At 67.6% G+C, this 24,458-nt stretch carries 24 protein-coding genes and 1 pseudogene; 17 read left to right on the plus strand and 8 right to left on the minus strand.

All coding sequences use genetic code 11. The features are described from left to right. Positions 1-50: 50 nt before the first annotated feature. Positions 51-2,888 (minus strand): TonB-dependent receptor, encoded by a 2,838-nt coding sequence (locus FCU40_RS08685; protein ID WP_004620837.1) that lies wholly within the window; start codon positions 2,886-2,888, stop codon positions 51-53. Between the two features lie 479 nt (positions 2,889-3,367). Between FCU40_RS08685 and queC the strand changes: the two genes are divergently transcribed. The 3 genes from queC to FCU40_RS08700 all read left to right on the plus strand — a co-directional run bounded on the left by queC (position 3,368) and on the right by FCU40_RS08700 (position 5,213). After that, positions 3,368-4,096: a 7-cyano-7-deazaguanine synthase QueC gene (queC, locus tag FCU40_RS08690; protein WP_168074399.1), complete on the plus strand. Its 729-nt coding sequence runs from the start codon at positions 3,368-3,370 to the stop codon at positions 4,094-4,096. A 46-nt stretch (positions 4,097-4,142) separates the two neighbouring features. Next, positions 4,143-4,775, plus strand: coding sequence for a 7-carboxy-7-deazaguanine synthase (queE, locus tag FCU40_RS08695; protein ID WP_168074400.1), 633 nt, complete (start codon positions 4,143-4,145; stop codon positions 4,773-4,775). Positions 4,776-4,847: 72 nt separating this feature from the next. Beyond that, positions 4,848-5,213 carry a 6-carboxytetrahydropterin synthase gene (locus tag FCU40_RS08700; protein WP_168074401.1) on the plus strand — a complete coding sequence of 122 codons (366 nt, stop codon included), beginning with the start codon at positions 4,848-4,850 and terminating at the stop codon, positions 5,211-5,213. Positions 5,214-5,221: 8 nt separating this feature from the next. On the opposite strand, the gene FCU40_RS08705 is transcribed toward FCU40_RS08700, so the two are convergent. The 4 genes from FCU40_RS08705 to FCU40_RS08720 all read right to left on the minus strand — a co-directional run bounded on the left by FCU40_RS08705 (position 5,222) and on the right by FCU40_RS08720 (position 7,704). Continuing rightward, positions 5,222-5,437, minus strand: a complete 216-nt coding sequence (locus FCU40_RS08705; RefSeq protein WP_004620831.1) for a hypothetical protein — start codon at positions 5,435-5,437, stop codon at positions 5,222-5,224. 91 nt (positions 5,438-5,528) lie between these two features. Next, positions 5,529-6,059: a response regulator gene (locus tag FCU40_RS08710; RefSeq protein ID WP_004620830.1), complete on the minus strand. Its 531-nt coding sequence runs from the start codon at positions 6,057-6,059 to the stop codon at positions 5,529-5,531. A 167-nt stretch (positions 6,060-6,226) separates the two neighbouring features. Beyond that, positions 6,227-7,345: a chorismate synthase gene (gene aroC / locus FCU40_RS08715; RefSeq protein ID WP_168074402.1), complete on the minus strand. Its 1,119-nt coding sequence runs from the start codon at positions 7,343-7,345 to the stop codon at positions 6,227-6,229. 125 nt (positions 7,346-7,470) lie between these two features. Then, positions 7,471-7,704, minus strand: a complete 234-nt coding sequence (locus FCU40_RS08720) for a hypothetical protein (protein WP_004620826.1) — start codon at positions 7,702-7,704, stop codon at positions 7,471-7,473. 148 nt (positions 7,705-7,852) lie between these two features. Here FCU40_RS08720 and FCU40_RS08725 point away from each other — a divergent pair, with 148 nt between their 5' ends. Both FCU40_RS08725 and FCU40_RS08730 read left to right on the plus strand, forming a co-directional pair. Further along, the gene (locus FCU40_RS08725) at positions 7,853-8,818 is read left to right on the plus strand and encodes a bifunctional helix-turn-helix transcriptional regulator/GNAT family N-acetyltransferase (RefSeq protein WP_168074403.1); all 966 of its coding nucleotides are present in this window, start codon (positions 7,853-7,855) and stop codon (positions 8,816-8,818) included. A gap of 71 nt (positions 8,819-8,889) precedes the next feature. After that, the gene (locus tag FCU40_RS08730; RefSeq protein WP_168074405.1) at positions 8,890-9,375 is read left to right on the plus strand and encodes a hypothetical protein; all 486 of its coding nucleotides are present in this window, start codon (positions 8,890-8,892) and stop codon (positions 9,373-9,375) included. 3 nt (positions 9,376-9,378) lie between these two features. Here the strand turns inward: FCU40_RS08730 and FCU40_RS08735 are convergent, their stop codons facing one another. Beyond that, on the minus strand, positions 9,379-10,698 hold the full coding sequence (locus tag FCU40_RS08735; protein ID WP_168074406.1) for an aspartate aminotransferase family protein: 1,320 nt from the start codon (positions 10,696-10,698) through the stop codon (positions 9,379-9,381). A 207-nt stretch (positions 10,699-10,905) separates the two neighbouring features. Between FCU40_RS08735 and FCU40_RS08740 the strand changes: the two genes are divergently transcribed. The 11 genes and pseudogenes from FCU40_RS08740 to FCU40_RS08780 all read left to right on the plus strand — a co-directional run bounded on the left by FCU40_RS08740 (position 10,906) and on the right by FCU40_RS08780 (position 22,462). Beyond that, positions 10,906-11,580 (plus strand): GntR family transcriptional regulator, encoded by a 675-nt coding sequence (locus FCU40_RS08740; protein ID WP_168074407.1) that lies wholly within the window; start codon positions 10,906-10,908, stop codon positions 11,578-11,580. 64 nt (positions 11,581-11,644) lie between these two features. After that, on the plus strand, positions 11,645-11,770 hold the full coding sequence (locus tag FCU40_RS23525; RefSeq protein WP_275052044.1) for a hypothetical protein: 126 nt from the start codon (positions 11,645-11,647) through the stop codon (positions 11,768-11,770). Further along, a complete protein-coding gene (locus tag FCU40_RS08745) occupies positions 11,767-13,212 on the plus strand; it encodes an NAD-dependent succinate-semialdehyde dehydrogenase (protein WP_168074408.1) in 1,446 nt (481 codons plus the stop codon). Before FCU40_RS23525 ends, FCU40_RS08745 begins: the two co-directional genes overlap by 4 nt. Before the next feature lie 12 nt (positions 13,213-13,224). Further along, positions 13,225-13,368: pseudogene (locus FCU40_RS23265) on the plus strand (hypothetical protein); the annotation flags it as partial. A 25-nt stretch (positions 13,369-13,393) separates the two neighbouring features. After that, on the plus strand, positions 13,394-14,752 hold the full coding sequence (locus FCU40_RS08750; RefSeq protein WP_168074409.1) for an aspartate aminotransferase family protein: 1,359 nt from the start codon (positions 13,394-13,396) through the stop codon (positions 14,750-14,752). Positions 14,753-14,936: 184 nt separating this feature from the next. Further along, positions 14,937-16,319, plus strand: coding sequence for a glutamine synthetase family protein (locus FCU40_RS08755; protein WP_168074422.1), 1,383 nt, complete (start codon positions 14,937-14,939; stop codon positions 16,317-16,319). Positions 16,320-16,428: 109 nt separating this feature from the next. Further along, positions 16,429-17,523: a spermidine/putrescine ABC transporter substrate-binding protein gene (locus FCU40_RS08760; RefSeq protein ID WP_168074410.1), complete on the plus strand. Its 1,095-nt coding sequence runs from the start codon at positions 16,429-16,431 to the stop codon at positions 17,521-17,523. A gap of 143 nt (positions 17,524-17,666) precedes the next feature. Then, positions 17,667-18,575 carry an ABC transporter permease gene (locus FCU40_RS08765; RefSeq protein WP_168074411.1) on the plus strand — a complete coding sequence of 303 codons (909 nt, stop codon included), beginning with the start codon at positions 17,667-17,669 and terminating at the stop codon, positions 18,573-18,575. 154 nt (positions 18,576-18,729) lie between these two features. Further along, positions 18,730-19,584, plus strand: a complete 855-nt coding sequence (locus tag FCU40_RS08770) for an ABC transporter permease (protein ID WP_168074412.1) — start codon at positions 18,730-18,732, stop codon at positions 19,582-19,584. 163 nt (positions 19,585-19,747) lie between these two features. Then, the gene (locus tag FCU40_RS08775) at positions 19,748-20,899 is read left to right on the plus strand and encodes an ABC transporter ATP-binding protein (RefSeq protein ID WP_168074413.1); all 1,152 of its coding nucleotides are present in this window, start codon (positions 19,748-19,750) and stop codon (positions 20,897-20,899) included. A gap of 159 nt (positions 20,900-21,058) precedes the next feature. Beyond that, on the plus strand, positions 21,059-22,462 hold the full coding sequence (locus FCU40_RS08780) for an aspartate aminotransferase family protein (protein ID WP_168074415.1): 1,404 nt from the start codon (positions 21,059-21,061) through the stop codon (positions 22,460-22,462). Positions 22,463-22,464: 2 nt separating this feature from the next. Here the strand turns inward: FCU40_RS08780 and FCU40_RS08785 are convergent, their stop codons facing one another. Together FCU40_RS08785 and FCU40_RS08790 are read right to left on the minus strand one after the other, a co-directional pair. Continuing rightward, positions 22,465-22,740, minus strand: a complete 276-nt coding sequence (locus FCU40_RS08785) for a type II toxin-antitoxin system RelE/ParE family toxin (RefSeq protein WP_035017419.1) — start codon at positions 22,738-22,740, stop codon at positions 22,465-22,467. Continuing rightward, positions 22,728-22,910: an antitoxin gene (locus tag FCU40_RS08790; protein ID WP_035017417.1), complete on the minus strand. Its 183-nt coding sequence runs from the start codon at positions 22,908-22,910 to the stop codon at positions 22,728-22,730. Before FCU40_RS08790 ends, FCU40_RS08785 begins: the two co-directional genes overlap by 13 nt. 75 nt (positions 22,911-22,985) lie before the next feature. Here FCU40_RS08790 and FCU40_RS08795 point away from each other — a divergent pair, with 75 nt between their 5' ends. Beyond that, the gene (locus FCU40_RS08795; protein ID WP_168074416.1) at positions 22,986-24,383 is read left to right on the plus strand and encodes a glutamine synthetase family protein; all 1,398 of its coding nucleotides are present in this window, start codon (positions 22,986-22,988) and stop codon (positions 24,381-24,383) included. Positions 24,384-24,458: the final 75 nt, after the last annotated feature.

Raw genomic sequence — 24,458 nt, forward strand, 5'->3', positions numbered from 1 at the left:
AAGGGGCGACGGTCAGACCGTCGCCCCCGTTCTCGATGGTTTCGCCAAGCCTACCAGGACTTGGTGATGGCCACGCCATACAGGCGCGGCTCCTGGGTGATCACGTTCGTGAACAGACCCGAGGTGTCGTCGGTCGTATAGGCGTCGACGATCGGGGTCTTGTTGCCCAGGTTCTTCACATAGGCCTCGAGCGTCACACCCCATTCCGGCTTGTCCAGCTTCAGGGTGATGTTGGCGTTGTCCCAGGCCTTCAGGCGGTCGTAGTCGGTGTTGTAGACCCGGGCGAACTGCTGGGTCTGGCGATAGTAGTCGCCGCGCAGGGTGGCGTTCCAGCCGCCCGGCAGGTCGAAGCGGTACTGGGCGCCGACCGAGGCGGTCCAGTGCGGCGAGTTCGGCAGCTCCTTGCCCGCCAGGCTGGAGGCCGTGCCTTCGATCGAATAGCCGGCGCCGTAGTTGTAGAGACCGGTGCCGTTGGCCAGGAAGGCGGCCGTGGCGGCCGGCAGACCCGCGCCGCCGAGCGCGGCCGGAGTCGCCAGGAACGCTTGATAGGCCGCCGCGCCCGAGCAGGCGAAGGGCAGGGTGGCGCCCGCGCCCAGGCCCAGCACCGTGGCGACGCCGGAGGTCGTCAGCACGCAGTTGGCGCCGACGGCGGGCGAGTTGGGACCGACCTTCACGACCGTGTACAGCGGGTTGTTCTGCGTGCGGTTCATGGTGTCGATCGAGCTGACGCCGTCGCCGATCTTGGTGTGCAGATAGCCCAGGTTGGCGTTCAGCTTCAGGTCATGCACCGGCGACCAGATGGTCTCGAACTCTAGGCCGTAGACCTTGGCGTTGACGTTCTCGTTGACCGAGGTGCGGTTGACGATCTTCGAGATCTGATAGCCCTGGTAATCGTAGTAGAAGCCGGTGGCGTTGAAGAGCAGGCTGCCGTGCAGCATCGTGTTCTTGGTGCCGACCTCGATCGCGTTGACGAATTCGGGGTCGAAGGTCTGCTTGACGCCGACCGAGTTGGCCGGGACGCCCGGGTTGATGCCGCCGCCCTTGTAGCCCTTCGAGTAGAAGGCATACAGCAGCGTGTCGTCGGTGAACGACAGGTGCGCCTTGTAGTCGAAGCCGAAGCGGCCGGTCAGCTCGCTGAAGCGGGCGCGCTGGTCGGGGTTGGTCGGGTTCAGCGTCAGGCCGTAGCCGGGCGCCAGCAGCACGGTCGAGAAGTTCTTCACCGCCTTCTTGTCGCGGGTCTGGCGCAGACCCAGGGTGAACTTCAGATCCTCGTTGGCCTGCCAGTACAGTTCGCCGAACAGGGCGTCCGAGGTCAGGGTATAGGGCGTGCGGTTGTCATAGTAGTTGTGGCCGTCGCCGGTCGGCGTGGCCGAGGTGTCGATGCCGATGCAGTTGGCGGTGGTCGCCGGGTTGCAGTTCGGGTTGCCGGTCTTGGAGTAGTTCAGGGCCAGCGACGACAGGGTCAGCGAGTTGCCGATCACGTAATAGTCGGTCAGCGTCCGGTAGGTGAAGTGGATGCCGCCGAAGTTGAAGTTCAGCGGACCGTCGAACGACGACTGCAGTCGCAGTTCCTGGCTGAACTGTTCGGAGCGGCCCGACGAGACGTCGATCGTGGTGAACTTGTTGGTGTTGCCGACCTGCGGGTCGTTGAAGAAGCCGCCCGGCGTGAACGGGGTGTTGTTGAACGGCACCAGCGAGACGGTGCGGTTGTAGTCCTGCTTGGTATAGACCGTGCCCTTGCCGTAGGACGTCATGGCCGTGAAGGCCAGCTTGTCGGTCAGGTCGTAGTTCAGGGTGAACTGGTAGGTGTTCGAGGCCGAGCGATACAGCGGATCCAGGGCGGTCTGGATCTGTTGCAGGTCGGTCGAGGTGGTGTTGCCGGCGTTCACGTCGCCCGAGGTGAAGCCGAAGATGTTGCCCAGCAGGCCGGTCAAGGTGCCGGCGGTGTTGACCGTGCCATAGGCGCTGGAGCCATACAGCGACGAGGGCAGACAGCCCTGCGACAGGAAGATGCGCGACGCGCCGGTGGCGACGCCGCCGACCGTGGCCGGGCCCGGGTCCTTGGTACAGAGCTGCTTGCCGGTGCGGGCGCGGTTGTCGTCCTCGTGGAAGCGCTCCCAAAGGAAGTTGGTGCGCAGCTTCTCGGTCGGGTTGAACATCACCTGGACGCGGGTCGAGTACAGATCCCGGTCGTCGACCTTGTGATTGTTGAAGGTGTTGGTGACGAAGCCGTCGCGGTTCAGCGTGGTGCCGGCGACGCGAACGGCCAGCTTGTCCTCGAAGATCGGGATGTTGACCATGCCGCGATAGCGGGTCGAGCCGTAGTTGCCGACTTCGGCGCGGACATTGGCCTCGAACTTGTCGGTCGGCTTGGCGGTGATCACGTTGACCACGCCGCCGGTGGCGTTGCGGCCATACAGCGTGCCCTGCGGGCCGCGCAGCACTTCGACGCGCTCGACGTCATAGAATTCGGATTCGAACAGGTTGCCCGACTGCTGCGGGGCGTTGTTCATGTGGACGCCGACGCCCTGGTCGGCCGACGCGCCGACCGCCTTGGCCCCGATGCCGCGGATCTGGAAGTTGAAGCTGTTGGTGAAGTTGCTGCGGGCGAAGGTGACGTTCGGAATCGCCTGCTGCAGGTTGGGACCGCCGTCGATCTTCTGCGCGGCCAGGCTGTCCTGGCTGAAGGCCGACACCGCGATCGGCACGTCCTGCAGCGCCTCTTCCTTCTTCTGGGCGGTGACGACCAGTTCCTCGATCACCGTGGTCTGGGCCGCCGGTTGAGCGGGCTTGGCCTGCTGCGCGAACGCGGGGACGGCGAAGCCGGAGATCGCGATCACGGAAGCGCCCATGACCAACAGGCTCCGCATACGCAGAGTTTGCGACATTGAATTCCCTCCCTGAACCCAAGCGGCCCCTTATGGGCGGAGCCTGCGAGGGTCGATGTTTCCTCGGCGCCGTACTGTTTTTCACCACGCGGGCGCACGGCGGGCCCTTCGTGGCATTGGGAGATTGCATACTTGCGTTTGAAAGCTGTCAACTGGCCTGCGTGTAAGTGATCAGCGATAGGTTACGCCTTTTCACTTTCGGAGGGCCTTGTTCTCCTAGGGCGCGTAAGTCACCCTTGAATTAGAAGATCAGGTTTGTCGCGTTCCGCGACGGAAAGTCGCGCTCTGAGTCGCCAATATAGCGGCCAGGATGCGGTTTCCATATATTTCGCGGGCGAAAGACGTCGGCGATGTTCATGTCTGGAGTATCGCCAAAGAGCGCGGTTCGGCCAGGTCGCGCCGCGCCCGAGGTTCCGGGGCGGCCTTGCTTGGTGTAGGGGAGGGCCCATGTTCCCCCTCTTTCAAGTCGAGAGGCCCGCATGAGCCCCACCGAGAGCCAAGCGGCCCTGGTCCTGTTTTCCGGCGGCCAGGACAGCAGCGTGTGCCTGGCCTGGGCGCTGGAGCGCTATGGGCGGGTCGAGACCGTCGGCTTCGACTATGGCCAACGCCACGCCATCGAGATGGAGGCTCGCCAGACCGTGCGTCGCGAGATCGCCGCGCGGTTTCCGCGCTGGGCCGAGCGCCTGGGCGAGGACCACGTGCTCGACATCAAGAGCTTCGGCGCGGTGGCCCAGTCGGCCCTGACCGCCGACCGCGCCATCGAGATGACCGAGCGCGGCCTGCCGTCGACCTTCGTCCCTGGGCGCAACCTGGTGTTCCTGATCTACGCCGCGGCCCTGGCCGACCGACGCGGGATCGACGCCTTGGTCGGCGGCATGTGCGAGACCGACTTCTCGGGCTATCCGGACTGTCGCCGCGACACGCTGGACGCCATGCAAGGCGCCCTGAACCTGGGCATGGATCGGAATTTCCGCGTCGAGACTCCGCTGATGTGGCTGACCAAGGCCCAGACCTGGGCGCTCTCCAAGAGCCTGGGCGGCGAGGATCTGGTCCGGTTGATCGTCGAGGAAAGCCACACCTGCTACCAGGGCGAACGCGGCGAGCTCCATCCGTGGGGCCACGGCTGCGGAACCTGCCCGGCGTGCGAGCTGCGCGAAAAAGGCTACGCCGAGTGGGACGCGGCGGGGCGCGAGGCGCTCGTCCGATGAGCGGCGATCAGCGGTTTCCCTTCCCCCAGCAAAGGGGGAAGGGGGCATGACCTATTCGGTGAAGGAGATCTTTCTCACCCTTCAGGGCGAGGGCGGCCAGGCCGGCAAGGCGGCGGTGTTCTGCCGGTTCTCCGGCTGTAACCTGTGGAGCGGGCGCGAGCAGGACCGCGCCAAGGCGGTCTGCGCGTTCTGCGACACCGACTTCGTCGGGACCGACGGCGAGAACGGCGGCAAGTTCGCCACGGCCGAGGCGCTGGCCTCGGCGGTCGAGGCCCAGTGGACCGGCGGGCCGGACGATCGCCTGGTGGTCTGCACCGGCGGGGAGCCGCTGCTGCAGCTGGACGCCGCGGCGATCGCGGCCCTGCGCGCGCGAGGGTTCCAGATCGCGGTCGAGAGCAACGGAACCCTTAAGGCGCCGGACGGAATCGACTGGATCTGCGTCAGCCCCAAGGCCGACGCGCCGGTGGTTCAGACGTCCGGCCAGGAACTGAAGCTTGTTTTTCCTCAGGAAAAGGCCCCGCCCGAGCGGTTCGCCGACCTCGATTTCGAGCGCTTCTACCTGCAGCCGATGGACGGACCGGAGCGCGAGCGGAACACGCAATTGGCGGTGGCCTATTGCCTTTCCCACCCGCAATGGCGTTTAAGCGTCCAAACACACAAATATCTCGGCCTGCCCTGACGGATAAGGCGCGCGACTTGGTGACAGGGTCGTCGCGCTAGAGCCTCCCAGGCCTAGTCAAAGAAGCGACATATGAAGCCCGTCTTCGAGATCACGAAGGCCGCGTATTTCGACGCGGCCCATTTCATTGAGCAGGGTCCGCCGGACCATCGCTACCGCCGGCTGCACGGCCACTCGTTCAAGGTCGAGGCCAGCGTGAAGGGCGAGATGGCGGAGGCCGGCTGGGTCGCCGACCTGGAAAGCCTGGACGTGGCGCTGAAGGCCATCGCGGCCGAGCTCGACCATGGCCTGCTGAACGAAAAGCCCGGCCTGGACGTCCCGAGCCTGGAGCGTCTGTGCCTCTATTTCGCCGAGCGGCTGAAGGGGACCTTCCCGAGCCTGTCGCGCGTGGTGCTGTCGCGCCCGACGATCGGCGAGAGCTGCTCCCTGGCGCTGTAGGGCGCCGCCTACTTCGGATCCTTGTCGCCATGTCCCGGCGTGATGGCCCGGCCCGTGGCCATGACGGCATGGCCGCCGAGCTTGGCCGCGCCGCCGACCGCCGCGCCGGTGACGCCGATGGCCGTGCCGGCCGCGGCGCCCACGGCGGAGGCGACGCAGCCCGCCTGCGAGAGGGCTAGCGCCGTCAGGACGGCGGTGATCGGCGCGAGACGGCGAAGGGTCATGGCAAGGCTCACAAAACGCTGTTTGGCTTTTCTAGCCGGCCAATCGTTTAAATTCCGCGTGTCGGATCGTCGCGGCGGCCGAGCGCTCGCGTCAGGACGGCCGGATGCGATCGGACTCGACGTCCAGATAGGCGGTGTTGGCGTCCTCGGCGCGCCGCCAGGGGCCCGTGTGGCGCGGATCGGCGCGCCGACGGCGGTCGGGGCCGAAATAGTCCTCGGTCCGCACGAACGGACGGGGATTCTCGATCAGCAGGGTCAGGCGATGGATGACGCCGCGCGCGGTCACCGGCTTGGCCAGGAATTCGTTGACGCCCGCGTCGCGCGCCTCGTGCACCCGGCGCTGGGTCGAATGGCCGGTGATCATCACGATCGGGACGAGCGGATTGGGGCTGTTGGGCGCGCGACGGACCAGATTGACGAAGTCGAGGCCGTCCACGCCGTTCATGGACAGGTCGGTGAACACGACGTCGATGGCCGTGCTTCGCATGATCGACAGCGCCTCGGCCCCATCCATCGCCTCGAAGACGTGCTGGACGCCGATCGCGCGCAAGATCTCGATCAGCAGGATGCGCATGTGCTGGTTGTCGTCGACCAGCAGTATTTTCAGAAGGTCGAAACGCACGCGCTGGGCCCCCTGTCATCGCGCCGCCCATCACACTCATGGCGTGTGGTTGTCTCGCGCCAGGGGATAGGTGTTTCCAGCCTTACGCCCGCGAGCCTTCGCGGGTCAACTGAAAAGGCGAGCTAAATCAGTGCTAAGGCCGAGCGGTGCGAGACTCTTGATCTTGCTCAAGCTTGCGCGCTCAGGGTGAACGCGCCGCCGCCCGTCTGGCCGCGATGGCGCAGAAAGGCGTCGGCCAGCACGCAGGCGGTCATGGCCTCGACCACCGGGACGCCCCGGATGCCGACGCAGGGATCGTGGCGGCCCTTGGTGCGCAGATCGACCTCCTGGCCCGCCTCGTTCAGCGTCTGGCGCGGGATCAGGATCGACGAGGTCGGCTTGAAGGCGACGCGCGCGACGACGGGCTGCCCCGTCGAAATGCCGCCCAGGATCCCGCCGGCATGATTGGACAGGAACGCCGGCTGGCCGTCCGGTCCCAGGCGCATGGCGTCGGCGTTATCCTCGCCGGTCAGGGCGGCGCTGGCGAAGCCCTCGCCGATCTCGACGCCCTTGGCGGCGTTGATGGACATCAGGGCGGCCGCCAGCTCGGCGTCCAGCTTGCCATAGAGCGGCGCGCCCCAGCCGGCCGGAACGCCGGTCGCCTCGACCTCGACGATCGCCCCCGTCGACGAGCCGGCCTTGCGGATCTTTTCCAGGTGCTCTTCCCACACGGGCACGATCGCGGCGTCGGGGGACCAGTAGGGGTTCCGCTCGACCTGACCCCAGTGCCAGTTTTCGCGGTTGATCGCGTGCGGTCCGATCTGGGTCAGGGCCGCGCGCACGGTGACGCCGGGGATGACGAGGCGCGCGATCGCGCCGGCCGCCACCCGCGCGGCGGTCTCGCGCGCCGAGCTGCGCCCGCCGCCGCGATAGTCCCGCACGCCGTACTTGGCGAAATAAGCGTAGTCGGCATGGCCGGGGCGGAAGGCCTGGGCGATCTCGGAATAGTCCTTCGACCGCTGGTCGGTGTTCTCGATCATCAGGCTGATCGGCGTGCCGGTCGTGCGCTGGCCGTTGCTGCGCTCGTCCTCGAACACGCCCGACAGGATGCGCACCGCGTCCGGCTCCTGGCGCTGGGTCACGAACTTGCCGTTCCCCGGCCGGCGCTTGTCCAGGAACCCCTGGATCATCTCGGCCGTCAGCGCGATCCCGGGCGGGCAGCCGTCGACGACGCAGCCCAGGGCGGGCCCGTGGCTCTCGCCCCAGGTGGTGACGCGGAACAGGTGGCCGAAGGTGTTGTGCGACATGGCGCGGCTTCTAGCGGAAACCGGGCGAGCGCGCAAAAGCGGGGCGGTTTTCGCGCGGGCGAGAAGAACCTCTCCCGCGAGAGAGGTTCCCTGGTTCGCTTCAATCGTGTGTTCGCGGCGCCCCGTTATTCGCAGGGATAGGTGGTCTCGGTATAGTAAGCGCTGCTCGTACCCCAAATCTGCGTGATGCCTTGGCCCAGGCAAGGCCTGTACATGCCGCCGACCTCGGTCGTGTGCTCAGGCTCGGCGTAATAGATGCGCTCATAGGCGACCGGCGGATAGGCGAACGCGACGGCGGGCAGGAAGCTGAGGGCGATCGCGCCGCCCAGAGCGATCTTCGTGGCAAGTTTGCTGATCATTACAGTCTCCACGGTCGAGGCGCGGGAGATTATCTCTCGTGCAACTTCAGACTGTATCAATTTTCGCCCCGCGTCACGCGTTCAAGTGCTTGTGTGGAAGGTTTATATATAGCAAGCTATATAGCGAGCTATTAATCGGAGGCGCATGATGGATGTCGATCTGTTGGCCGGGTTCGGCGTGGGGTTCCTGGGCAGTCGGCTCAAGCGTCTGGCCGAGCGGATGCAGGCCGACGCCGCCGAGGTGGCGCGCGCGTTCGACCTGCCGGTGCAGCCGGCCCAGATGTCGCTGCTGATGACCATCCGCCTGCACGGCCCGATCGCGGTCGGCGCTCTGGCCGAGCGGCTGCGGCTGGCCCAGCCCACGGTCACCCGGGCCCTGGGCGCTCTGGAGGCCGAGGGGCTGGTCGAGGCGCGCCGCGCGCCGGGCGACGGCCGGACCAAGCGGTTGGCCCTGACGGAGAAGGGCCAAGCGGTCATGGCGCGGGTCCAGGCCGGCATGTTGCCCAGCATCGAAGCGGCCGCCGCGCAGCTGGTCGAGGGGCTGGAGGGCGATGTCATGCTGAGCCTGGCCAAGATCGAGGCGCGATTGGCCGAGAAGTCGTTACTCGCGCGCATCGAAAGCGCCCCGACGCCGACGATGTGGGCGCGCGACTTCTCCGACGATCTGGCCGAGGCCTTCCACCGGATCAACGCCGAGTGGATCCAGTCGATGTTCACCCTGGAACAGAACGACATCGACCTGTTGTCGCGGCCGCGCGAGCTGATCCTCGACAAGGGCGGGGTGGTGCTGTTCGCCGAGACGGCGGAGATGGGCGTGGTCGGAACCTGCGCCCTGATGGCCTCCAAGGACGGCTGGTTCGAGCTGACCAAGATGGGCGTCCTCGAAAGCGCGCGCGGCCTGAAGGTCGGCGAATTCCTGCTGACCAAGGTTCTGGAGCGCGCGTCCAGCCTGGGCGTCGACAAGCTGTACCTGCTGACCAACACCAAGTGCGCGCCGGCCATCCACCTCTACGAGAAGCTGGGCTTCGTCCACGACGCCGAGATCATGCGCCTGTTCGGGGCGCGCTACGCCCGTTGCGACGTGGCGATGTCCTACCGGCCGCGCCGGGACTGAACGAAGGCGGTTGGCAAGCGTCTCTCTGTCGGGTTACATTTGTAAAACGCGGTGCGGCTGGGGAGACGGACATGACGCCCGAAGGCTTTCACATCGAACGGGTGAAGATCGCGGCGCCGGGGCGCGTCCAGCGGCGTCGGGCGGCCGTGGCGCTGATCCTGACAGGCCTGGCCAGCCTGCCGATCTTCCACGCGGTCGCTCAACACGCGCGCGACGACGGCGCCGAGCGCGCGGCCTATTGGAGCGTCTCGGGCCACCCCTGCCAGCTCTTGGCCCCCGAACGCTTCGCCAGTGTCTCGACCCCGCCGCAGGTCACGGCCTACGACGGAACGATCTACCAGCGGCATGGCGGGGCCATGACCTGCACCCACCGCGTCGAGACGATCGGCGGCGCGTCCGTGCGCTATCCGGTGTGCAAGTTCACCTCGCCGGACTATCTGGCGGTGGTCGCGGACGGACGCCAGACCTTCTACGACCTGACCATGGGCCGCGCGGCCAGCGTCGCGGTGGTCAACGGCCAGGTCCGCTGCGGGGTGAGCGCGAAGTTCGCGATGTAGACCTCACGCCACCCGTCCCAGAACCGACCGCAGAGTCTCGACGATGCGGTCGATGTGGCTCTTCTCCAGGATCAGCGGCGGGGAGAGGGCGATGGTGTCGCCGGTGACGCGGATCAGCAGGCCTTCGTCGAAGCAGGTCTCGAACACCTCGGTCGCGCGGGCGGTCGGGGCGCCGTCGCGCGGCGCGAGCTCAATGCCGGCGACGATGCCCAGGTCGCGGATGTCGATGACGTGGCGGGCGTCGGCCAGCGTGTGGATGGCGTCGCGCCAGTAGCCCTCGATCGCGGCGGCGCGGGCGAAGAGGTCGTCTTCGCGGTACGTCTCCAGCGTCGCCAGCCCCGCCGCGCAGGCCAGAGGATGGGCCGAGTAGGTGTAGCCGTGGAAGAGCTCGATCGGCGCCTCGGCCCCCGCCAGCATGGCGTCGTAGATGGCCGTCGAGGCGGCCACGGCGCCGCAGGGCACGGCGGCGTTGGTCAGCCCCTTGGCCAGGCACATCAGGTCGGGCGTGACGCCGAAACGGTCGGCGGCGAACGGGGCGGCCAGGCGTCCGAAGCCGCTGATCACCTCGTCGAAGATCAAGAGGATGTCGTGGCGGTCGCAGATGGCGCGCAGGCGCTCCAGATACCCCTTTGGCGGAACCAGCACCCCGGTGGAGCCGGCGACGGGCTCGACGATCACCGCGGCGATGTTGGAGGCGTCGTGCAGGGCCACGATGCGTTCCAGATCGTCGGCCAGATGCGCCCCGTGCTCGGGCTGGCCCTTGGTGAACAGGTTGCCGGGGACGCCGTGGGTGTGGGGCAGGTGGTCGACGCCGGTCAGCAGGCCGCCGAAGGTCTTGCGGTTGGTCGAGATGCCGCCCACCGAAATGCCGCCGAAGCCAACGCCGTGATAGCCGCGTTCGCGCCCGATCAGCCGGGTCTTGGTCCCCTTGCCCCGGGCGCGGTGATAGGCGAGGGCGATCTTAAGCGCCGTGTCGACCGACTCCGAGCCGCTGTTGGTGAAGAAGATGCGGTCCAGGCCCTTCGGCGTGATCTGGGCCAGGCGCGAGGCGAACTGGAAGGCCAGCGGGTGGCCCATGTTGAAGCTGGGGGCGAAGTCCATTTCCGCCGCCTGCTTCTGGATCGCCTCGCGAATGCGGGGGCGGTCGTGGCCGGCGTTGACGCACCAGAGGCCGGCGGTTCCGTCCAGCACCTCGCGGCCCTCGGGGGTGCGATAGAACATGCCCTTGGCCGAGGCCAGCAGGCGGGGATGGGCCTTGAAGCGCCGGTTCGGCGTGAACGGCATCCAGAAGGCGTCGAGGTCGTTGGCGCCGAAGTCGGGCATGGGAGGCTTCCCTTGGAGAGGCCTTGCATTGTGATCGCAATTTGATCTTCTTCGAAAGGGTTTCCTTCCATCCGACGTCCCCGGCGAACGCCGGGGCTCGGATGGCGGGCATTGGCGTGGGCTCCGGAAGGCGCCGAGCTCATCCCGCGAGCCCACGCGCTTTTGGATCTGGATCCCGGCCTTCGCCGGGAAGGTCGGGAGAGGGAGATGGCCGCCGTTCGCAGACCCCTCGCCGATTCCCAGGCCGTGCATGATCAAGTGTACGCGGCGATCCGGCGGGCGCTGATCACCGGTCGCATCGCGCCGGGCAAGGGCGTCAGCTTGCGGAGCCTGGCCGCCGAGCTGGGCGTCTCGCCGATGCCGGTGCGGGACGCCGTCCGGCGGCTGGTCGCCGAGCGGGCGCTGGCGATCAACCCGGCCAACAAGCGCCTGTCCGTGCCGTCCCTGACCGCCGACCGGCTGGAGCAGCTGGCCCTGGCCCGGCTGTGGGTCGAGCCGGAGCTGGCGGCGCGCGCCGCCGCGAGCGCCGACGCCGGCCTGATCCGCCAGCTTCAGGCCGTGGACGCCGATCTCGACGAGGCGCTTAGGCTGGGCGATGTCGACCGCTACATGACGGCCAACCACGCCTTTCACTTCACGCTCTACGAGCGGGCGGGGGCCGAGGTGCTGCTGGCCATGGCCGGGGGGCTCTGGCTGCAGATCGGGCCGTTCATGCGGGTGGTGTTCGGCCGCGTTGGGGCCAACGACCTGGCGGCCGACCACCACGCCCAGGCCATCGCCGCGCTGAAGGCCAAGGACGCCGAAGGCGCCCGCCGCGCCATCGCCGCGGATCTTTCCGAAGGCATGGACAAGATGCGAGCCGCCGTGGAGGGCGTGTCGTGAACCCCCGGCTTGACAGGGTCGCGAGGGCGGAAAACTGTGATCACAGTTATCAGGATCTTGTCCCGTGACCATGCTCGCCGCCATCGCCGCGCCGTCCGGAGGCTTCGCGCCGACGGGCGTCGCGCGCGCCGTTCGCGCGTTGCATAACGGCGCCGAGCCAAAGTCGGCGCGTCGAGGCAATCCGTTATGACCCCTCTCAAACTCATTGAAACCCAAGCCTTCATCGACGGCCAGTGGATCGCGGGCGACCGCGCGTTCGAGGTGCTGGATCCCGCGACCGGCGCCGTGATCGCCAAGGTCGCCGATCTTGGTCCCGACGAGACGCGGACGGCGATCGCGGCCGCGCATCGCGCCTTCCCCGCTTGGGCCGGCCAGACGGCCAAGGCGCGCGGGGCGATCCTGCGCCGGTGGAGCGACCTGATGCTCGCCCACGCCGACGACCTGGCGCGGCTGATGACCGCCGAGCAGGGCAAGCCGCTGGCCGAAGCCAAGGGCGAGGTCGCCTACGGGGCGGCGTTCATCGACTGGTTCGCCGACGAGGCCAAGCGCGCCTACGGCCACACGATCCCGACCCCCATGCCGGGTAAGCGCCTGGCCTCGATCAAGCAGCCGGTGGGCGTCTGCGCCGCCATCGCGCCGTGGAATTTCCCGATCGCCATGATCACCCGCAAGGTCGGGCCGGCCCTGGCCTCGGGCTGCACCGTGGTGGTGAAGCCAGCCGCGGAGACGCCGCTATGCGCGCTCGCCATCGCGCGCCTGGCGGTCGAGGCGGGCGTGCCGGCCGGGGTGCTGAACGTGGTGACCACGACCAACTCCAGCGCCGTCGGCAAGACGTTGTGCGAGGACAGCCGGGTGCGGAAGCTGTCGTTCACCGGCTCCACCCCGATCGGCAAGGTGCTGTACGAGCAGTGCGCCGGCACGATGAAGAAGCTCTCCCTTGAGCTGGGCGGCAACGCCCCCTTCATCGTCTTCGACGACGCCGACCTGGAAGCCGCCGTCGACGGCGCGATCGCCAGCAAGTACCGCAACACCGGCCAGACCTGCGTCTGCGCCAATCGGCTGATCGTGCAGTCGGGCATCCACGACGCCTTCGTCGCGCGCCTCTCTGAAAAGGTCGCGGCGATGAAGGTCGGGCCGGGGACGGAAGACGGCGTGGTGATCGGGCCGCTGATCAACGACAAGGCCATTCAGAAGGTCGAGGCCCTGGTGCGCGAGGCGGTGGCCGGCGGGGCCAAGGCGGTGGTCGGCGGCGACCGCCACGCCCTGGGCGGCCTGTTCTATCAGCCCACGGTTCTGACGGGCGCGACACCAGCCATGCGCCTGTTCAACGAGGAGATCTTCGGTCCGGTCGCCCCGATCGTGAAGTTCGAGACGGAAGCCGAAGCCGTCGAGCTGGCCAACGCCACGCCCTTTGGCCTGGCCGCCTACTTCTACAGCCGCGACGTCGGCCGCTGCTGGCGCGTGGCCGAGGCGATCGAGGCCGGCATGGTCGGGATCAACGAAGGCCTGATCTCCACCGAGGTCGCGCCGTTCGGCGGGGTGAAGGAGTCGGGCCTGGGCCGCGAGGGGTCTTCGGAGGGGCTCGAGGAATATCTGGAGACCAAGTACCTGTGCTTTGGCGGGGTGGGATGACGCGCTCTCAGTCCCAACAAATACACCCGTCATTCCCGCCCTTGTGGCGGGAACCCCTCTATCCGCCGCACGTGCGGGAGGGGCGGACCGCCGGCGGTCCGCTGGCGTCGCACGTGCGGGCTGAACCAGGGGTTCCCGCCACAAGGGCGGGAATGACGGATGAAAGGGGAGGGCGCGCGAGATGATCACCGAACTCTCCCGATCGCTCGATACGCTCCTCGCCGCCGAACGCGCCCGCTTCACGGCCGAACACCCCCGCTCCGTCGCCATGGCCAAGGCGGCCGCCGCGCACTGGCGCGGCGGGGCGCCGATGCACTGGATGAACGATTGGGCCAGTCCGTCGCCGATCTTCGCCGCCCAGGGCGTCGGGGCGCAGATCGCCGATGTCGACGGCAAGCTCTATGACGACTTCTGCCTGGGCGACACGCCGTCGATGTTCGGCCATGGCGACGCCTCGGTGGCGGCGGCCGTCGCCGACCAGATCAAGCGCGGCGCGGGCTTCATGCTGCCGACGCCGTCCGCCGCCATCGTCGGCAAGCTCCTGGCCGAGCGGTTCGGCCTGCCGCTGTGGCAGGCGGCGACCACGGCCAGCGACGCCAACCGCGCGGCGATCCGCTGGGCGCGAGCGGTCACCGGCCGGCCGGTTATCTTGGTGTTCGACGGCTGCTATCACGGCATGGTCGACGACGCCTTCGTGGTGCTGAAGGCTGGCGGACCCGCGATGAAGCCGGGCCTGCTGGGCCAGGTCCACGACCTGACGGCGACCACCCGCGTCGTCCCGTTCAACGATATCGCCGCGCTGGAAGCGGCCCTGGCGCCCGGCGATGTCGCCGCCGTCCTGGCCGAGCCGGTGATGACCAACTGCGGCATGATCCTGCCCGAGCCTGGCTTTCACGAGGCCCTGCGCCGCCTGACCCGCGACGCCGGGACCCTGCTGATCATCGACGAGACCCACACCATCTCGACCGGCCCCGGCGGCTATACGCTCGCCCATGGCCTGGAGCCGGACGTCTTCGTCCTGGGCAAGGCCATCGCCGGTGGCGTGCCGGCGGCGGTCTGGGGCGTGACGGCCGAGCTCTCGGCGCGGATGGACGAGGCCCAGGCGCGCATCGGTCCGGGCCAGTCAGGCATCGGCACGACGCTGTCGGGCAACGCCCTGGCCATGGCCGCCATGCGCGCCATGCTGACGCAGGTGATGACCGACGCCGCCTACGCCAAGATGCTGGCCGGCGCCGAGGGGCTGGTGGCGGGGCTGAAGGGCGTGATCTCGGCGCGGAAGCTGCCGTGGTCTGTCGTCCATGTCGGGGCGCGGGTCGAGCTGGTCTTCGCCGATCCCCCGCCGAAGACCGCCGCCCAGATGCGGAAAGTGCTGGACCACGAGGCGGTGGAAGCGCTGCATTTGTGGCTGATCAACCGAGGGGTGCTGATCGCGCCCTTCCACAACATGATGCTGGTCTCGCCCGTCACCGACGACGCGGCGATCGACCGGCTGGTCGTGGCCGTGGACGGGTTCGCGGCGGCGATGGGGGAGATAAATTGATGAGCGGGACGCTAACGGAAACCCTCTCCCGGCGGGAGAGGGCGGGGCCCAAGGCGCAGCCTTGGGAGGGTGAGGGATTTCACCCTCGACCGGCTTCTCGCCCTGACTTTTCCGGAAAGGCTTTACCCCCTCACCCCCCCACGTCCTACGGACGCGGGTCCCGCCCTCTCCCCACGGGAGAGGGATCATGGTGATGGTCGCCGACATCCAGGAATGCCGCGACTTCCTGGCCGCGAACCCTCAGGTGCGGTTCGTCGAGGTGTTCTTCACCAGCATGACCGGCGTGCCGCGCGGCAAGCGGCTGCGGGTCCATGAGCTGGAGGCGATCTACGAATACGGCCGCTTCCTGCCGGGCTCGGTGCTGGTGGTCGACACCACGGGGGCGGACTGCGAGGACACGGGCCTGGTCTGGGAGGATGGCGACGCCGACCGCCGCGCGCGGCCCGTCCCGGGAACCCTGACCCTGGCGCCCTGGCTGGGACCCGACGTCGCCCAGGTCATGCTGTCGATGTACGAGCTGGACGGGACGCCGAACGACCTCGATCCCCGTCACGTGCTGCGACGGGTGCTGGACCGCTACGCCGCCGATGGCCTGACCCCCGTCGCCGCGTGCGAGCTGGAATACTACCTCGTCGACCTGGAACGGGGCCCGCGCGGCGAGCTCCTGCCCGCCAAGTCGGCCCTGACCGGCCAGGCCCCGACCGGCATCCAGGTCTACGGCCTGCCGGAGCTGGAGGCCCACGCCCCGTTCCTGCGCGAGCTGTGGGACGTCGCCGACGCGATCGGCGTGCCGCTGGAAGGGGCGATCTCGGAATTCGCGCCGGGCCAGGTCGAGTTGACCCTCAAGCACAAGGCCGACGCCCTGCGCGCGGCCGACGACGCGGTGCTCTACAAGCGCGCCGCCAAGGGCGTGGCTTTGCGCCACGGCTGCGAGGCGACCTTCATGGCCAAGCCCTGGAGCGACCGGGCCGGCAACGGCTTCCACGTCCATCTCAGCATCAACGACGCCAGCGGCGACAACCTGTGCGCGGCGGAGGACGTCGAGGGCTCGGCGCTGCTCAAGCACGCCATCGCCGGCATGAAGGCCCTGCTGGGCGAGGGCATGGCGATCCTGGCGCCCAACGCCAACAGCTACCGCCGCTTCAAGGCCAACAGCTACGCGCCGGTGGCGCCGACCTGGGGCGTGAACAATCGCACCGTCTCGCTGCGCGTGCCGGCCGGTCCGCCGCACACCCGCCACGTCGAGCACCGCGTGGCGGGCGCGGACGCCAATCCGTATCTGGTGCTGGCCGTGCTGCTGGCCAGCGCCCACCATGGCCTGAAGAACAAGCTCGATCCGGGCCCGGCGGTGGTCGGCGACGGCTACGCGGCCGCCGCCAAGGAGAACATCCGCCTGCCCAACAACTGGTTCGCCGCCGTGGACCTGTTCGCGACCTCGGAGGTCCTGCGCGACTATCTGGGCGAGCGTTTCGTGGACATGTTCGTGTCGGTCAAGCGCACGGAACAGGCGCGCTTCTTCGAGGTCGTCACCGAGCTCGATTTCGATTGGTATCTCCGCAACGCGTGAAGTTGCGTGGTGAGTGAGGGGGCTCCTTTCCCCGTCCAAGGGGAAGGAGCGAGTGAGTGCCGCGAACGTCATGTCCGTGATCGGACAACCTAGAGGGAGATAGGGGACCATGAGCACTATCACGGGGAGGGGCCTGAACCGCCGCTCGCTTCTGGCCGCGACCGGCGCGGCCGCCATCGGCATGACCTTCACCGCCTGCGGTGAGAAGCCGAAGGCCGCCGGCGCCGGCGGCGAGGAGCCCAAGCTCAACTTCTACAACTGGGACACCTATATCGGCGAGACCACCCTGGCCGACTTCAAGAAGGCCACGGGCGTCGACGTGAACATGAGCCTGTTCGCGACCAACGACGAACTGTTCGCCAAGCTGAAGGCGGGCAATCCCGGCTTCGACGTCATCGTGCCGTCTAACGAGTTCGTCACGCGGATGACCCAGGCCGACATGCTGACGCCGCTGGATCACGCCAAGATCCCGAACATCAAGAACATCGACCCGACGTTCCTCAATCCCGACTACGACCCTGGCCGCAAGTTCTCGATGCCCTACACCTGGCTGCTGCTGGGCATCGGCTATCGCAAGAGCAAGGTCCAGGGCGTGCCCGACAGCTGGAAGTGGCTGTTCGACAGCGACAAGTACAAGGGCCGCATCGCCCTGCTGTCCGAAAGCGCCGACCTGGTGCGGCTGTCGGCCAAGTATCTGGGGCACTCGCTGAACAATATCCCCGCCGACATGATCCCCCAGATCGAGAAGATGCTGATCAAGCAGAAGCCGTTCGTGAAGGCGTTCCACGACGACAACGGCCAGGACATGCTGCTGGCCGGCGATGTCGACCTGGTGCTGGAGTACAACGGCGACATCGCCCAGGTGATGCGGGAAGACCCCGATCTCGACTTCGTGGTGCCCAAGGAAGGCAGCCTGATCAACTCCGACAGCCTGTGCATCCCGAGGGGCGCGCCGCGTCCCAACAACGCCCACGCCTTCATCAACTATCTGCTGGACGCCCAGGCCGGCGCGGCGATCACCAAGAAGATCCTCTATCCGACGCCGAACGCGGCGGCCAAGGCGCTGATGCCCGACAGCTACAAGAAGAATCCGGTGATCTTCCCGCCCCCCGAGGTGATGGCCAAGTGCGAATACGGGGCCTTCGAGGGCGCGGAAAAAGCCAGCCTCTACGAGGAGGTGATCACCCGGGTGCGGGCGGCCTGAGAACCCTTCCCCCTTGATGGGGGAAGGGCAGGGATGGGGGTGACTCCGACAGCGGACGTCACCCCGGCCTCGCCAAGTTCCGAACCGCTTTCACCCCCAACCCCGCCCTTCCCCCATCAAGGGGGAAGGGAGAGACGCTGACGATGGAACAATCCTGGAAACAGGCCAAGGCCGTGTTCGCGGCCGCGCTGGGACCGCCGCTGGCTTGGCTGGTGGTGTTCTTCGTCGCGCCCATGGCGATCGTCTGGGCCTACAGCTTCGGTCACAACGCCGGTCTGACCCAGATCGCCATCACCGGCACGTTCCAGAACTACGCCCGGGCGATCGAGCCGCTGTACCTGCTGATCTTCCTGAAGTCGGCCTGGGTGGCGGGGCTGACGACGGCGCTGTGCCTGGTGCTGGGCTTCCCGGTGGCCCTGGCCATCACCTTCGCGTCCGACAAGGCCAAGACCTGGCTGCTGCTGCTGGTCATGCTGCCGTTCTGGACCAACCTCTTGATCCGCACCTACGCCCTGATCGCGGTGCTGCGCACCGAGGGCTACGTCAATATGAGCCTGGAATGGCTGTGGAAGGGCGGCGGGACCCTGGCGGCGCTGGCGGGGCTGAAGCCGTTCGAGCCGTTCCAGCCGCTGGAGCTGCTGCACAACAATTTCGCGGTCGTGCTGGGGCTGGTCTATGTCCACCTGCCGTTCATGGTGCTGCCGCTCTATTCGGCCCTCGATCGCCTCGACAAGTCGCTGCTGGAAGCCAGCCTGGATCTTGGCGCCGGGCACCTGCGGACGCTGTTCAAGGTGGTGGTCCCGCTGGCCCTGCCGGGCATCGCCTCGGGCGTGCTGATCACCTTCATCCCGGCGCTGGGGGCCTATCTGACCCCCGACCTGCTCGGCGGTCCCGACAGCCAGATGATCGCCAACGTCATCGAACGCCAGTTCAAGCGCGCCAACGACTGGCCGTTCGGCGCGGCCATGTCGTTCGTGCTGATGTACCTGACCTTCATCGCCATCGCCGTGCAGGGCCTGCTGGCGAAGCGGACGCCGGAGGGCAGGGGATGAGCGCCCTGATCCGAGCCATAGCGCCCCCTCCGTCACGCCGCGTATCCGCGGCGCGCCACCTCCCCCGCGTCGCGGGTGAGGAGGGGCGTCATCCTCCCCCGTGCAACGGGGGAGGTGGATCGACGCGAAGCGGCGAGCCGGAGGGGGCGCTCTGATGGCCAGACGCGCGCCCCCCGGTCCCCTCGAATATCTTCGCCGTTGGCCGATGCGGGCCTGGCTGGCGGCGGTGTTCGTCTTCCTCTACGCGCCGCTGATCGCCCTGATGGCGTTCAGCTTCAACGACAGCCGGCGCAACATCGTCTGGAAGGGCTTCACGCTCAAATATTACGACAAGCTGTTCCATGACTCGGCCCTGCTGGAAGCCTTCGCCAACAGCCTGACCATCGCGGCGGTTTCGACGGTGATCAGCCTGGCCCTGGGCGCGATGGCGGCGCTGGCGCTGTGGCGGTTCCGCTTCGTCGGCAAGACGGCGCTGGACGGCGCCATGGCCCTGCCGATCGTCGTGCCCGAGATCTGCATGGGCGTGGCCATGCTGGTGTTCTTCGCGCGGGTCATGCCCTGGCCGCAGGGTCTGCCGTGGCCGCTGGACCTGGGGGCGATCATCATCGCCCACGTGTCGTTCTCGTTCCCGTTCGTGGCGGTCGTCGTGCGGGCTCGCATGGCCAGCTTCAACCGCGAGATGGAGGAGGCCGCCCGCGACCTGGGGGCCGGCGAGTTCCGCACGATCCGCGACGTGATCCTGCCGCATATGGCCCCGTCGCTGGTGGCGGGGGCCCTGCTGGCCTTCACGCTCAGCCTCGACGACTTCGTGATCACCTTCTTCACCGCCGGGCCCGACACCGTGACCTTCCCGGTGAAGGTCTATTCGATGGTCCGCTTCTCGGTGACGCCGGAGGTCAACGCGGCCTCGACGGTGCTGATCGTGCTGACCGTGCTGCTGACCGCCGCGGCGCTGAAGCTGCAGGGAAACGCCGCGGCGACCGCGGGGCATGGGGGGGACGGGAAATGAGCATGTTCGCAGCGCCCCCTCCGTCTCGCCGCTTCGCGTCGATCCACCTCCCCCGTTTCACGGGTGAGGAGCGTGGAATGTCCTCCTCCCACGCAAGGCGGGGGAGGTGGCGCGATGCGGATGCGCATCGTGACGGAGGGGGCGCTTTGCTGGCCGGGAACGTGTGTGTCGGGGGACAATCGAAGTGACCAAGCCCATCATCACCTTCGAGAACGTCACCAAGCGCTTCGGCAAGCTGGCGGCGGTCGACGACGTCTCGCTGACGGTCAACGAGGGCGAGTTCTTCGCGCTGCTGGGGCCGTCGGGTTGCGGCAAGACCACGCTGCTGCGGATGCTGGCCGGGTTCGAGACCCCCACCGAGGGGCGGATCCTGATCGACGGCCAGGACATCTCCAACGTGCCGCCCAACAAGCGGCCGGTGAACATGGTGTTCCAGTCCTACGCCGTGTTTCCGCACATGAACGTCGCCGACAACGTCGCCTATGGCCTGGTGGTCGACAAGGTGGGCAAGGCCGAGCGCGATCGTCGCGTCGAGGAGGCGCTGGAGCTGGTGCAACTGGGCGGCTATGGCGGCCGCAAGCCCGACCAGCTGTCGGGCGGCCAGCGCCAGCGCGTGGCCCTGGCCCGGGCGCTGGTCAAGCGGCCGCGCGTGCTGCTGCTGGACGAGCCGCTGTCGGCCCTGGACGCCAAGCTGCGCGAGCAGATGCGCACCGAGCTCTGCACCCTGCAGGAAAAGGTCGGGATCACCTTCATCATGGTCACCCACGACCAGGACGAGGCCCTGGCCCTGGCCACCCGTTGCGCGGTGATGAACAAGGGCGTGCTGCGGCAGGTGGCCTCGCCGAACGATCTCTATGAGTTCCCCAACAGCCGGTTCGTCGCCGACTTCATCGGCCAGGTGAACCTGTTCGAGGGCGTGCTGGCCGTCGACGAGCCCAGCCACGCGGTGATCCGCTCGCCGGACCTGCCGGTCGACATCTTTCTGGACCACGGCGTCACCGGCGCGCGCGGCGGCGCGGTCTGGGCGGCGATCCGGCCCGAGAAGATCGAGCTGCACAAGATCGAGGGCGAGGCCGCGCCCAATCTCGGCGACGCCCCCACCGGGACCAACGCCATCCAGGGGGTCATCAAGCACGAGGCCTATCTGGGCGGGTCCTCGACCTACGAGGTCGAGGTTCTTACGCCCAATGGGGGCGGGCGGCGGATCAAGGTCCAGCGCTCGAACCTGACCCGCTGGGATCAGGAGGACTTCAAGCTGGGCGAGACGGTGTGGCTGTGCTGGCACGCCTGCTCGCCGGCGGTGCTGTTGAGCTAGCTATTTCCCCTCCCCCTCGATGGGGGAGGGGCGGGGGGGGGGTGACGCGGCGGTTCAGCTGAGCCGGGTTCGGACGCGCTGTCACCCCCATCCCCGACCCTTCCCCCATCAAAGGGGGAAGGGGGCACAACGAGAAAAGATTATCGTCAGGAGCCACCGATGACCGTCCCGATCCGCAACCACGACATCGCCGAGCTCAAGCGCCTGGATCTGGCCCACCACCTGCCGGCCCAGGCCGACCACAAGGTCATCGCCGAGCTGGGCGGCAGCCGGATCATCACGCGCGCCGAGGGCTGCCACATCACCGACGGCGAGGGCCACAGGATCCTCGACGGCATGGCCGGGCTTTGGTGCGTCAATGTCGGCTATGGCCGCGCCGAGCTGGCGGAAGCCGCCTACGAGCAGATGCTGGAGCTGCCGTACTACAACACCTTCTTCAAGACCGCGACGCCGCCGACCGTGACCCTGGCGGCCAAGATCGCCGAGAAGATGGGCGGCCGCCTGACCCACGTGTTCTTCAACTCGTCGGGCTCGGAGGCCAATGACACGGTCTTCCGTTTGGTGCGCCACTACTGGAAGCTCAAGGACCAGCCGCAGCGCAAGGTCTTCATCAGCCGCTGGAACGCCTATCACGGCTCGACCGTGGCCGGGGTCTCGCTAGGGGGCATGAAGCACATGCATGTGCAGGGCGACCTGCCGGTTCCCGGCGTCGAGCATGTGATGCAGCCCTATGCGTTCGGCGACGGCTTCGGCGAGGACCCGGCCGCCTTCCGCGACCGCGCGGTCAAGGAAATCGAGGACAAGATCCTCGAGGTCGGCCCCGAGAACGTCGCGGCCTTCATCGGCGAGCCGGTGCAAGGGGCGGGCGGGGTGATCATCCCGCCGGACGGCTACTGGCCGGCGGTCGAGGCCCTGTGCCGCAAGTACGGAATCCTGCTGGTCTGCGACGAGGTGATCTGCGGCTTCGGGCGCCTGGGCCAATGGTTCGGCCACCAGCACTACGGCATCAAGCCGGACCTGATCGCCATGGCCAAGGGCCTGTCGTCCGGCTACCTGCCGATCTCGGCGGTGGGCGTGGCCGACCATATCGTCGCCGAGCTGCGCGAGAAGGGCGGCGACTTCATCCACGGCTTTACCTATTCCGGCCACCCGACCTGCGCGGCCGTGGCGCTGAAGAACATCGAGATCCTGGAGCGCGAGGGCCTGGTCGAGCGGACGCGCGAGGACACCGGTCCCTACCTCGCCAAGGCCCTGGCCCGACTGAACGATCACCCGCTGGTCGGCGAGACCCGGTCGCTGGGCCTGATCGGCGCCGTCGAGATCGTGCGCGAGAAGGGAACCAACCATCGCTTCCTCGACAAGGAGGGCGAGGCTGGTCCGATCGTCCGCGACATCTGCATCAAGAACGGCCTGATGGTCCGCGCCATCCGCGACAGCATCGTCTGCTGCCCGCCGCTGATCATCACCCACGCCGAGATCGACGAGCTGGTCACGATCATCGGCAAGTCCCTGACCGAGGCCGAGCCGGTGCTGCGGGCGCTTAAGCCGGGGGCGGTGACATGAGGCTAGGATCGACGGCGCGCCGCGTGGCGAACCTCCATGATGAAGACTCGGTCGCCCTTGATCCGATAACGCATCAGATAGGGCTTGATAAATGCGACCTCTCGACGACCGTGCGAGATAGGGCGCCCGCGATCGGGATGATCGCGGAGGCTTTCACCGACCGCCAAAAGCTTCTGGCCAAGACGCTGAGCCGCGAGGGGTTTCGATTCACTGGCGATGTAAGCGACGATCGCTTCAATGTCGGCGAAAGCGCGGTCGGTCCAGACTACTTCCGCCACGAATATGGTGTGGGCAGTTGGTTGGGCGTGCCAAGGGATTTTAGCCACTCAACGACACGCTCATGCGGCACGACCCGACCGGCCGCGATGTCTGCGTCGGCCTCAGCCATCGCTTGGCGATCAGCTTCGTCTTCAAACTCGTCGAAGATGTCGGGTTCCGGCTTGGCCATGCCCTACGATAGCAGAAACCTTTCGAGAACAAATCCGGAAAAACCGAGCTCTCGGCCGAGCTCTCGGAGCGTGTCATGAAGCCCAAGCACAGCAAGGCCAAGCGCGAGCACACCCTGGATCGCGGCGTCTCGACCCTCGACGAGGCCGCCGCCTGGTTCGCGCGGCAGAGCATCGAGGAGATCGAGTGCGTGGTGCCCGATCTGGCCGGGGTGGCGCGCGGCAAGATCATGCCGGTGCGCAAGTTCCTCGGCGCGCCGTCGATGAACCTGCCGCTGGCGGTGTTCTACCAGACCATCACCGGCGACTTCCCCGAGTTCGAAGGCGCGGTGAACGCGGTGCAGTCCGACACCGACATCTTCCTGACCCCGGACTTCGCGACCCTGGCCGCCGTGCCGTGGGCCCAGGACCCGACGGCCCAGGTGATCCACGACGCGTTTCACCCCGACGGCCGTCCGGTCGAAGAGGCCCCGCGCCAGGTGCTGCGGCGAGTGCTGGCGCTGTATTCCGAGAAGGGCTGGAACCCGATCGTCGCGCCGGAGATCGAGTTCTATCTGGTCGATCGCAACACCGACCCGGACTACCCGCTCAAACCCCCGGTCGGCCGCTCGGGTCGTCCCGAGACCGGCCGCCAGGGCTATTCGATCAGCGCGGTCAACGAGTTCGACGCCCTGTTCGAGGACATGTACGAATATTCCGAGCGCCAGGGCCTGGAGATCGACACCCTGATCCACGAAAGCGGCGTGGCGCAGATGGAGATCAACCTGCGTCACGGCCATCCGCTGGAGCTGGCCGACCAGGTCTTCATGATGAAGCGCACGATCCGCGAGGCGGCGCTGGAGCACGAAATCTACGCCACCTTCATGGCCAAGCCGATGGCCAGCGAGCCGGGCAGCGCCATGCACATCCACCAGTCGATCGTCGACCGGAAGGGGCGCAACCTGTTCTCCGACGACGAGGGACGGGAGACGGCGCTCTTCCACGGGTTCATCGCCGGTCAGCAGACCTATCTGCCGGCGATCATGGCCATCCTGGCGCCCTATGTGAACAGCTACCGCCGGATCGCGCGGGACTCGGGCGCGCCGGTCAACACCCAGTGGGGCTATGACAACCGCACCTGCGGTCTGCGGGTGCCGCCGTCCGATCCGGCCAATCGACGGCTGGAAAACAGGATTCCCTCGTCCGACGCCAATCCGTACCTGGCGATCGCCGCGACCCTGGCCGCCGGCTATCTGGGCATGGTCGCGGGCCTGAAGCCCAGTGAGCCGGTCAATACCGACGCCAGCGTGGCGGGCGTGCAGCTGCCGCGCAGCCTGTCGGAGTCGCTGCGTCTGTTCGAGGCCTGCAAGCCGCTGGTCGATATCCTGGGCCCGACCTTCTGCGCCGCCTACGACCGCGTGAAGCAGGCCGAGTACGAGACCTTCATGCGCACGATCAGCCCCTGGGAGCGGGAGTTCCTGCTGCTGAATGTGTAGGGGTCTAATCACCTTCTCCCAGCGGGAGAAGGGGGGACCCGCGCCGCAGGCGTGGGCGGATGAGGGGCTGGGGCG

Source organism: Caulobacter sp. SSI4214 (assembly GCF_012184455.1).
GTDB lineage: Bacteria > Pseudomonadota > Alphaproteobacteria > Caulobacterales > Caulobacteraceae > Caulobacter > Caulobacter vibrioides_E.